Below are 7,510 nucleotides of genomic sequence, written 5' to 3'. Positions count from 1 at the left end.
CGGGCAGGACCGCGGCCCCGCCCACCTCGTTGTCCTCCACCCGCGCCCAGAGCCTGGACTGGCCCTGTTCCGCACGCAACCGCACGGTAACCCGGCATTCGGAGGCCCGGGAGTGCTTGGCCGCATTGTTCAGGCTTCGGCGATGGAGAAATAGACGGCCGCTTCCGCGGTCTTCTCGCAGCGCCCGGGCAGGTCCACATCCAATTTCACCGGGATGTGGGATCGTCCGGCCACGGCCGAGAGGGCCGCATCCAGTCCGCGGTCCTCCAACACGGAAGCGTAGATGCCGCGGGTGAGCTGGCGCAGTTCGGTGATGGCCGCCTTCGTGGAGGTGTGCGCCTCGGCCACCAGTTCCTTTGCGGCCTGCGAGTTGGTGTCGATCTGCTGGTGGGCCAGGCCCAGGGCCATGCCCACCGACACTAGCCGGGGCTGTACCCCGTCATGCAGGTCCCGTTCAATGCGGGTGCGTTCCAGTTCCGCGGCCCGCAGCGCCCCGGCCCGTTGGGCGGAGCTGGTGTAGGCCCGGCACTGAGGTCGGTTTCACGGGCCACCGAACCGATGATGGCGGTGGTGATGGCCCGGTGCAGGAATGCCAGGCCCACGAGCGCCGCGCATCCAACGAGGGTAATGATCAGCATCAGCGGGGCCTGGGAGGCCGGAAGCTGCCAGCCGAACGGGCCCGAAACCTCCTCGGCCCCGGTCAGCGGCGCGAAGGAGAGCACCAGGGACTCAATGGTCCACTGGGCCACGTTGAGGGTGGCGGCACCCAGCAATACGGAAAGGGCGAAGCTGCCAAAGGCCGCCCACATCCGCCCGCTGGACAGGTTGCGGCCCAGGCTGCGCAGGTACTGCCCGAAGCCGGGACCCTGGCTGGGCTGCCAGCGCAGCTCGGCGACGGGCAGCTCGTACAGGTCGGTGACCCTGCGGGTCTCGAACCATGACAGGGCAAAGATCGCATAGACCAGCCCCACCAGCATCAGCAGGCCCAGGCCCAGCAGGACCACCAGGGCCAGGCTGGCCGGAAGCCAGACGGCCAACAGCGTGATCGCGGCGACCCCAAGGGTGCCCATCACGGCAAGCTGCAGCAGGGTCAGCCCCAACCGCAGCGGCGGGCGCCAGGTGCCCGGGGGAGAAGGTAACGGTGTCGAAGTCATACCTCAACCTAGGTACTGGCCGGGCCGGGCAACACGGAGGGATCCGGAGAACTTCATTATGGAAAAGCCGAAGGCACCCTGCCTGGGGCAGGGTGCCTTCGGCGCGAGCGATGGATCAGGCCTCGGCCTGCATGGCCTCCTGGCTCATCCACGCGATTTCCCACACGTGCCCGTCCGGGTCCTTGACGGCTGCCTGGTACATGCCCTCGAACGGTTCGCTGGCCTCCCGGTAGACCGCGCCGCCGCCGGCCACGGCCTTGGCCACGAAATCATCGACTTCGCTGCGTGAATCGGCGGACAGGGCGTTGAGCACTTCACGGGTGCCGCTGCCCACGGTGGGGGTGTCCCCATCGATGAGGAAGCTGGCGAAAAAGTCGCGGTGCAGCACCATCACGGTGATCGTGTCACTGATCATCCAGGAGGTGGCGTTGGAATCCGAGAACATCTCATTCTTGGTAAACCCCAGCCCCTCATAGAAGGCATCGGCCTTCGCCAGGTCGGCGGTGGGCAGGTTGACAAAGATCATGCGGCTCATGGGGACCTCGCAAGCTGGATGGATGTCCGGCACTGTTGTGCCCGGGCACCTACTACTGTGCTCGAGACCCGCGTGGTGCGGCAAGCTGGCAAGATTTTCTTCGCCGCGAGCGGCCCGGCGCGCCCGGGGGCATGAGAAAGGCGTGGTTTTGACGGTGGTTGCCGTCAAAACCACGCCGGTCAGCTGCTGGGAACCTGGTGGCTGAAGGGGCCGGGTAGGGCTTTCAGCGCGTGCTAGACGAGGGACTTGGTGATCTCCAGCGGGATGCGGTCCCGGGTGTAGGTGATGTGGTCGTAGCCGTGCGGTTCCGGGGTGCCATCCTCGCCGATGTTGACGAAGACCAGCTTGTCGATGGTCAGGATCTTGGCCTGGGTGAAGATGTTGCGCACCTCGGCGCGCAGCGTGATGGAGGTGCGCCCAAAGTCGGTGGCGGTCAGCCCCATCTCAATCAGGTCGCCTTCCTTCGCTGAGGCCACGAAGTTGATCTCGGACATGTACTTGGTCACCACGTGCTTGTTGCCCAACTGGATGATCGAGTAGATTGCCGCTTCCTCATCGATCCAGCGCAGCAGCGAACCGCCGAACAGCGTGCCGTTGGCGTTCAGGTCCTCGGGGCGGACCCACTTGCGGGTGTGAAAGGTAATTGCTTCAGCCATGTTTTAAACCTTAGGTGCCCGCGCCCCGGCGCGCAGTAACCTGCAAAACAGTGTAGGGGATTACACATTTCCCGCCACCGCCTGAGGCTTTGCCCTCCCGCCCGGGGGTGTGCTGGCCACCAACGGGCGGGAACGGCTTGATCTAGGCCGGGGAGCCGACCTGGGCCGGCACGGCGTTCCCGGACCGGTTGGACAGCTTTGCGGAGGGACGTTGCTCGCGGGCCGCGCGCAGGCGCTGCACCAGTTCGGGGTCTTTGGCCACATCGGCCACGGTCAACGCCAGGCGCGCGCCCCGTTCAGGGCCGCCTCATCACCGTCGGTGCTGGCCGCGTCCCTGGCGAAATCGGAGGTGTGCATCACCGCGTCGCTGTTCCTGACCGCCAGCATCGGTGGATGGCCGGCAGGTACTGGGAAATGTTGCCCATGTCGGTCGAGCCGCCGGTGGGCGGCTGTTCCCCGCTGATCTGGTAGCCCAGCCGCTCCAGGTTCTGATCCCAGTACTGGGCCAGCGCCGGGTCCTGGCGCATTGGCTCATAGGGCAGCTCGGGCTGCACCACCGAGAGCTGGCAGCCGGTGGCGATCGCCGCGCCTCCAGGCAGGCGCGTACCCGTTGCCGGGCATCTTCCCAGTCCGAGCTTTGCGTCGCGCGAATCTCCACCTGCAGTTTCGCCTCCCCGGGAATCACATTGGTGGCGGTGCCGCCGCTGACCACGAAGGAGGAGACCACCACACTGGACTTCAGCTGCTGGCGCAGCAGCCCGAAGGCGACTTGGGCCAGCGTGACGGCCGAGCCGGCGTTGATTCCCTCGTGGGGTGCCGCCGCGGCGTGGGCGGTGCGCCCGGTGTAGGTGACATCCAGCAGCTCATAGGCCTGGGTGCCCTGGCTGAGGCACCGGTACTGGACCCCGGTGTTGCCGTGGACCATCAGGGAGAAGTCCACATCGTCCCAGGCGCCCTGCTGCAGCATCAGGATCTTGCCGCCGCCGATTTCCTCGGCCGGGGTGCCCAGGAACTTGATGCGCAGTCCCAGGCAGTCCGCCACGGGCTTCAAGGCCAGGGCGGCTCCGACGCCGGCGGTGGCGATGATGTTGTGGCCGCAGCCGTGTCCGATTTCCGGCAGGGCATCGTATTCGCCCACCACCGCCACCGTGAATTCGCCCTGCCCGTAAACGGCCTCCAGGGCGGTGGGCAGGCCGTAGGCGGCGCGCTGGACCGCGAACCCGGCGTTCTCCAGCAGTTCGGCCACGGCGGAGGAGGCCCAATATTCCTCGAAGGCCAATTCGGGGTGGCTGCTGATGCCGTGGCTCAGCGACAACAGCTGCTGCTGGCGCTGTTCAATGGTGGCCAGGATCTGGTCGCGGATTTCTTCGGTGTTGCTCACGGGAACTCCTTGTTCAAAGATGTCGGCTGGTCGGGGATGTTCGAAAGGTTCGGGTGTCCAGGGGTGCCAGGTGGTGAACGACTGCGCCGGAATCAGCTGGCGACCGCGTCCGGGGCCGCAACATTGGCCGGTTCGGCTGGCGCGGTGGCACCCTTGCGCCCGATGAACAGGGAGGCGGCGGCCACCACGTTCACGGCGGCGAAGCAGACCCACACCACCTGGAAGGCCGCCAGGGAGGGTGCCGGCGCCGCTTCGGCCCGCTGCCGGGGTTGATCACCAGCATGGTGGTCACCGAGCGACGAACGCGCCGGCCAGCGAACCGCCAATGGTGCGTCCGGTGTTGTAGACCCCGGCCACGGAGCCCGCGGCGGATTCGGGGGAACGCTCAATGACCACGCCGGGCAGGATGCCGACTACGATGCCGGTGCCCACCCCGCAGATCGCCAGCCACAGGGCAAAGAGCAGCGTGGAGGAGGGGACGAAGGCCATGCACAACAGGGCGGCAGCCGCCGCCAGGCAGGACAGGGCCAGGGTGCTGGTGCGGCCCAGCTTCTTGGAGATCATGCTGGACAGGAACGAGCCCAGGGTCAGGCTGCCGGCCGAGACGGCCACCACCAGTCCCACCCCGGAGGCCGGCATGGCGTTGCCGTAGCCCAGCTCGGCCGGATTGGCGGTGAGGAACATGACCGGAGGGGACTGGTTGCCGAACATGGTCAGCGCCACCAGGAAGCCGATGAAGATCGGATTGGCCAGCCCGGCCGCCCGCATCGCCGGGATGTCCACGATGGGGGAGAGCGCGCGGCGTTCGACCATCAGGAACAGCACCAGCGCGGCCACGCCCACCGCGATGGGCAGCACGGTGGCGGCTGCCAGCCAGCCGGACTGCGAACCTTCGGACAGGCCGTACATCAGGCCCACCAGGCCGATGCCCAGCAACAGGGCGCCCAGCCAGTCAACACTGCGGGTGGCATCGGCCTGGGATTCGGCGACGAAGAACAGCACCAACGGGACGAAGACGGCCAGGGCGATCGCCGGGATCAGCTGCACCGTGTGCAGCCGGCCGATGGCGTCCATGGCGATGCCGCCAAAGATACTGCCGGCGGCAACACCGAAGGTCAGCGTGCCCACGATCAGACCCACATCCCGGTTTGCGCTTTGCGGGCGGTGGGATTTCAGCAGCGCCATGGCCAGCGGAAGGAACGCGGCGACCGGGCCTGGATCGCGGTGCCCACCAGCAGCCAGGCGAAGTTCGGGGCCAGGGCGATCAGAATGGAACCGGCTGCGGCCAGGCTCACCGCCACCACCAGCAGTCGGCGCGGGCCGAAGCGGTCGCCGAGGATGGAGATCAAGGGGACACTGACGGCCGAGGAGAGCAGGCCCACGGCCAGCACCCAGCTGGTCAGGCCCAGCGGAACACTGTAGACCCGGGAAATCTCCCCGAGCAGCGGGACAATCCATCCCTGCACGAGCCCGGAAAAGAACTCCAGGCCAATCAGGATGGGAACCAGTAGCCGGTACGTTCCCACCGCCCGTGTGCCCAAGCGGTGCCCAGTGGTGTCCATGTCGTTCTCCTTCTGCGTGTGCGTCCTTCGGACGTGACCCGTATTACAATGACAGGCCGAGCAATGGTTGTGGTTAAAATGAAGGAAAATTCCCCAAGGGCGGGCAAGTATGAAGAATTTCGAGCTTCAGCAGATCGACCTGCAGATTATTAATGCGCTGCAGATCGAGCCGCGCGTCCCGTGGACGGCGTTGTCCGGGATCCTCGGGCTGGACTCGGTGACCCTGGCCCGGCGTTGGGAACGCATCATCTCCAGCGGCTGCGCCTGGTCGGTGGCCATGGAGGACGCCGGACACCGCGGCAGCACCGCCATCGTGGAAGTGCAGTGCCATCCCGGCCAGGTGCTGCGCACCGCTGGGCAGGCGAGCCTTGACCGGGACATCATCTCCATCGACCTGACCAGCGGCAGCCGGGACATCGTGATGACGCTGACCGCACGCGACGATGACGAATTGGCCGAATACATCCTCACCCGGCTGGGAACCCTGCCCGGGGTGCGCTCCACCCGCACCTACATCCTGAACTCCATTCTCAAGCTCGGTGCGAATTGGACCGTGCAGGCCCTTTCCGCAGCCCAGGTCAACAGCATTCCGCGTTTCCGCCCGCCGCGGGCGGCCGCCGCCAAGGTGGTGCCCGATCAGCTGGCCACCGGCATCGTGCGGGTGCTGGAAAAGGACGTGCGCGCCAGCAACACCGAGCTGTCCCGGGAGCTGGGCATCAGCGGGCAGCGGGCCAGTGACGCACTGGCCACGCTGCGCATGCAGCAGGCACTGGATCTGCGCATCCACGTTGCCCAGCAGTACTCGAACTGGCCGGCGGTGACCTGGTACTTCCTGCAGGTCCCGGTCGCTCCCTGGTGGAGGGGGACGGTGCGTGGCTGGCCATGCCCGAGATCCAGTTCGCCGGGGTGGCCTTCGGGGAATTCAACCTCATCGTCGCGCTCACCAGCCGCAGCCGGGCCGACGCGCTGCGCCTGGAGGCGGTCCTGGAATCCAGGATTCCCGGCGCCCGGGTGGCGGACCGCTCCACGGTGATCAGGGTGCACAAGCACCTGGGGCACCTGCTGGCCCCCTCCGGGCGGGCCACCGGGCAGATCGTTTCCCTGGTCCGCGGCTAGGCGCGCGGCACACCGTGGTTTGTGGTGGCGCCGATCGGGCACGGATACTGGAAACACCGAACTCAACTCGGCGGCGGGGCAGGGCGCCCCGGTATAGCCTGTAGAGGCAGGAGCGGACCATGTACGGCAAGGGACAGGGGGCGTCAGTGATTCCAAATGACTACAGTGATGTCAAACAGCAAGTCTCCACCGGCTCCCTGCCGGAAAAGGCTCGCATCGAGGAGCTGCTGCAGGATGTGCACGCCCGCTACGCCGACATCGACGAAGGCATGCTGGCCTATTACATTCCCATCCTCGGTGAAGTGGACCCCTCCCTGTTTGCCGTGGCCCTGTCCAACGTCGGCGGCAACGTGCTATGCGCCGGGGACGTGAACTACGAGTTCTCCATCCAGTCGATCTCCAAGATGTTCGTCTACGCGCTGGTCCTGCAGGAGCTGGGCCATGACGCGGTGCGCGACTACATCGGGGTGAACAACACCGGCATGTCCTTCAACTCGGTGATGGCCATTGAGCTGAACGAGGGGCATCCCATGAACCCATGGTCAATGCCGGAGCGCTGGCCACCGCAGCACTGGTTCCGGGGCAGACCGCGGCCGAGAAGTGGGAGAACATCCGCGAATGCCTCTCCGCCTTCGCCGGACGCCACCTGAAGATGGACGGCGAGGTCTACCGCTCCGAATCCCGAAGCAACGAGCGCAACAAGGCGCTGGGCCGGCTCCTGAAGGCCCACGGGCAGCTGGAGGGCGAACCGCTGGAAATCGTGGACATCTACACCCGCCAGTGCGCGTTGAAGGTCACCGCCCACGACCTGGCGATCATGGGCTCCACGCTCGCCGACGGCGGGGTCAACCCGGTCACCGGGGAGCGGGTAATCTCCGCGGACGTGTGCCGGGACGTGTTGGCCGTGGTGGCCACCAATGGCCTCTACGAGAAGTCCGGTGAATGGCTCTTTGAAATCGGCATCCCCGCCAAGTCCGGGGTCTCCGGCGGCATTGTGGCCATGGCCCCGGGCAAGGGCGCGATCGGCGCGTTCTCGCCGCTGCTGGACAATGCCGGCAACTCGGTGCGCTCCCAGCTGGCCATCGGCCACCTCTCCCGCGCGCTGG

Annotated in this window: 10 protein-coding genes and 1 pseudogene; 2 read left to right on the top strand and 9 right to left on the bottom strand. The window is 66.7% G+C overall.

The features are described from left to right. Positions 1-129: 129 nt before the first annotated feature. The 9 genes from JCM19049_RS05865 to JCM19049_RS05835 all read right to left on the bottom strand — a co-directional run bounded on the left by JCM19049_RS05865 (position 130) and on the right by JCM19049_RS05835 (position 5,288). Positions 130-414: a hypothetical protein gene (locus tag JCM19049_RS05865; RefSeq protein WP_279402561.1), complete on the bottom strand. Its 285-nt coding sequence runs from the start codon at positions 412-414 to the stop codon at positions 130-132. Between the two features lie 5 nt (positions 415-419). Next, positions 420-1,154 carry a sensor domain-containing protein gene (locus JCM19049_RS05860; RefSeq protein ID WP_279402560.1) on the bottom strand — a complete coding sequence of 245 codons (735 nt, stop codon included), beginning with the start codon at positions 1,152-1,154 and terminating at the stop codon, positions 420-422. Between the two features lie 115 nt (positions 1,155-1,269). Further along, a complete protein-coding gene (locus tag JCM19049_RS05855) occupies positions 1,270-1,689 on the bottom strand; it encodes a VOC family protein (RefSeq protein WP_054821102.1) in 420 nt (139 codons plus the stop codon). A gap of 233 nt (positions 1,690-1,922) precedes the next feature. Then, a complete protein-coding gene (locus JCM19049_RS05850; protein ID WP_138175586.1) occupies positions 1,923-2,345 on the bottom strand; it encodes an acyl-CoA thioesterase in 423 nt (140 codons plus the stop codon). 142 nt (positions 2,346-2,487) lie between these two features. Beyond that, positions 2,488-2,622: a hypothetical protein gene (locus tag JCM19049_RS18900; protein WP_279402559.1), complete on the bottom strand. Its 135-nt coding sequence runs from the start codon at positions 2,620-2,622 to the stop codon at positions 2,488-2,490. Positions 2,623-2,655: 33 nt separating this feature from the next. Beyond that, positions 2,656-3,726, bottom strand: a complete 1,071-nt coding sequence (locus JCM19049_RS05845) for an amidohydrolase (RefSeq protein ID WP_054821101.1) — start codon at positions 3,724-3,726, stop codon at positions 2,656-2,658. A 92-nt stretch (positions 3,727-3,818) separates the two neighbouring features. After that, the gene (locus JCM19049_RS18895; RefSeq protein ID WP_279402558.1) at positions 3,819-3,944 is read right to left on the bottom strand and encodes a hypothetical protein; all 126 of its coding nucleotides are present in this window, start codon (positions 3,942-3,944) and stop codon (positions 3,819-3,821) included. A 70-nt stretch (positions 3,945-4,014) separates the two neighbouring features. After that, positions 4,015-4,911 carry an MFS transporter gene (locus JCM19049_RS05840; protein ID WP_054821100.1) on the bottom strand — a complete coding sequence of 299 codons (897 nt, stop codon included), beginning with the start codon at positions 4,909-4,911 and terminating at the stop codon, positions 4,015-4,017. After that, positions 4,899-5,288: an MFS transporter gene (locus JCM19049_RS05835; protein WP_054821099.1), complete on the bottom strand. Its 390-nt coding sequence runs from the start codon at positions 5,286-5,288 to the stop codon at positions 4,899-4,901. Before JCM19049_RS05835 ends, JCM19049_RS05840 begins: the two co-directional genes overlap by 13 nt. Positions 5,289-5,397: 109 nt before the next feature. Between JCM19049_RS05835 and JCM19049_RS05830 the strand changes: the two genes are divergently transcribed. Together JCM19049_RS05830 and glsA are read left to right on the top strand one after the other, a co-directional pair. After that, positions 5,398-6,321: an AsnC family transcriptional regulator gene (locus JCM19049_RS05830; RefSeq protein ID WP_054821098.1), complete on the top strand. Its 924-nt coding sequence runs from the start codon at positions 5,398-5,400 to the stop codon at positions 6,319-6,321. A gap of 202 nt (positions 6,322-6,523) precedes the next feature. Next, positions 6,524-7,510, top strand: a pseudogene (gene glsA / locus JCM19049_RS23200) (glutaminase A); the annotation flags it as partial.

The sequence above is a fragment of the Arthrobacter sp. JCM 19049 genome (assembly GCF_001310435.1).
This window is presented reverse-complemented; position numbering and strand designations above follow the sequence as displayed.